Raw genomic sequence first — 1,292 nt, forward strand, 5'->3', positions numbered from 1 at the left:
GCAGCCGAGGAGGTTCGCGGCGTAGCGCACCGCGATGGCCTCGGGGAGGTTGCCGCTGAGGAGCGTGACGGTCTGGCCACGGCCGATGCCCCGCTCCTCCAGGGCCCGCGCCAGCCGGTGGACGAGGTCACGGAACTCGCGCGCGGTGACGCGCCGCTCGTGGTGGACCAGGACCTCCCGGTCCGGTTCGGCGCGCAGGGCGTCGAGGGTCGTCTCGACGTAGTGGCGGAAGCCGCCGGCGTCGGCGGGCGCGTCTACGGGCATGGTGGGTGCGGCGGCGGCCGGCATGTGGAAAGTCCCCTCCTGGCGTTGGGTCCGGGCCATTTGGTTGCCTGAGGCAGCCATCCATCATGCCTCGTCGTGATCCACAACGCCAGGCGAGCGGTCTCCCGGGGACTATTTCCGGCCCTTCTCCTTGCCGGCGTGCCGGACCTTCTCCATGGCCTCGCGGAGCTCGCCCTTGGCCTTCTCCAGACGGCCCTCGGCCTCCACGCGCCGGTGGCCGGAGGCACGCCCCGTGGTCTCCTTGAGGCGGCCCTTGACCTGTTCGGCCTTCGCCTTGGCCTTGTTCTTGGCGGTCATCACGCGTCACTCCCTTTCCGGGGGATCCGTCATCCGAGGGGCCTGTTGCCCCGAGGACGCCTTGGCGGGGTTCTGTCCCGGTTGCCCCTCTTTCCTCCCTCACCCTCCCGCGCCACCGCCCCGCCCGCAAACCCACGCCCCTCCCCCGCCGCGACCAGCACGAATACGGTCGCCCGGAGAACCGGCCGGTCCCCGGCGACGTCTCCCTGGGCGTATTCGGGTCCCGGAGAACGGCAGTGGAGACGGTGGACGGCATGGACGAAGCGGGCGGGACGGCCATGGCGCTGCGCCCGCGCGGGCTGGTGGACTTCCGTGGGCGGGAGCGCGCCCCGGCGCTGCTGTCCTACCCCGCCGACGCGGTGGTGGTCGTCTCCGGGCTGCCCGGCAGCGGCAAGAGCACGCTGCTGCGCCGTTGGTCCGAGGCGGCCGCGGCGGTCGATCCGCGCGACGTCCACGTCGCGTGCGAGGCCGTGATGCCCGCCCGGGTGCCGTACGCCGTGTACCGGCCGTGGGCGCGGCTGGAGCACTTCCGGTGGCTGCGCAGGGGGGTGCGCGCCGGGGGGCCGCTGCTGGTGCACGACTGCGGCAGCCGGCGGTGGATGCGCCGCTGGCTGGCTCGACCTCCTTGAACGCCTGCTCGACCTGCTCCGGGTCGGTGATGTCGCACTTGACGGCGAGGCACCCCTTGTCCAGGAGGTCGGCCGGGGGCT

At 73.3% G+C, this 1,292-nt stretch carries 3 protein-coding genes and 1 pseudogene; 1 reads left to right on the forward strand and 3 read right to left on the reverse strand.

Annotated features, from left to right (window positions below):
• Both AB0K09_RS33445 and AB0K09_RS33450 read right to left on the reverse strand, forming a co-directional pair.
• Positions 1-288 (reverse strand): AMP-binding protein (locus AB0K09_RS33445; protein ID WP_366069148.1); only part of this gene is annotated, 288 nt, incomplete at its 3' end.
• 108 nt (positions 289-396) lie between these two features.
• Positions 397-582 (reverse strand): CsbD family protein, encoded by a 186-nt coding sequence (locus AB0K09_RS33450; RefSeq protein WP_366069150.1) that lies wholly within the window; start codon positions 580-582, stop codon positions 397-399.
• A gap of 254 nt (positions 583-836) precedes the next feature.
• Between AB0K09_RS33450 and AB0K09_RS33455 the strand changes: the two genes are divergently transcribed.
• Entirely contained in the window at positions 837-1,211 is a 375-nt protein-coding gene (locus AB0K09_RS33455; protein WP_366069152.1) for a hypothetical protein, read from the forward strand.
• Here the strand turns inward: AB0K09_RS33455 and AB0K09_RS33460 are convergent.
• Positions 1,198-1,292, reverse strand: a pseudogene (locus tag AB0K09_RS33460) (beta-ketoacyl-ACP reductase); the annotation flags it as partial. The gene AB0K09_RS33455 and the pseudogene AB0K09_RS33460 sit on opposite strands and share 14 nt — an antisense overlap.

The organism is Streptomyces sp. NPDC049577, assembly GCF_040675635.1.
Taxonomy (GTDB): domain Bacteria; phylum Actinomycetota; class Actinomycetes; order Streptomycetales; family Streptomycetaceae; genus Streptomyces.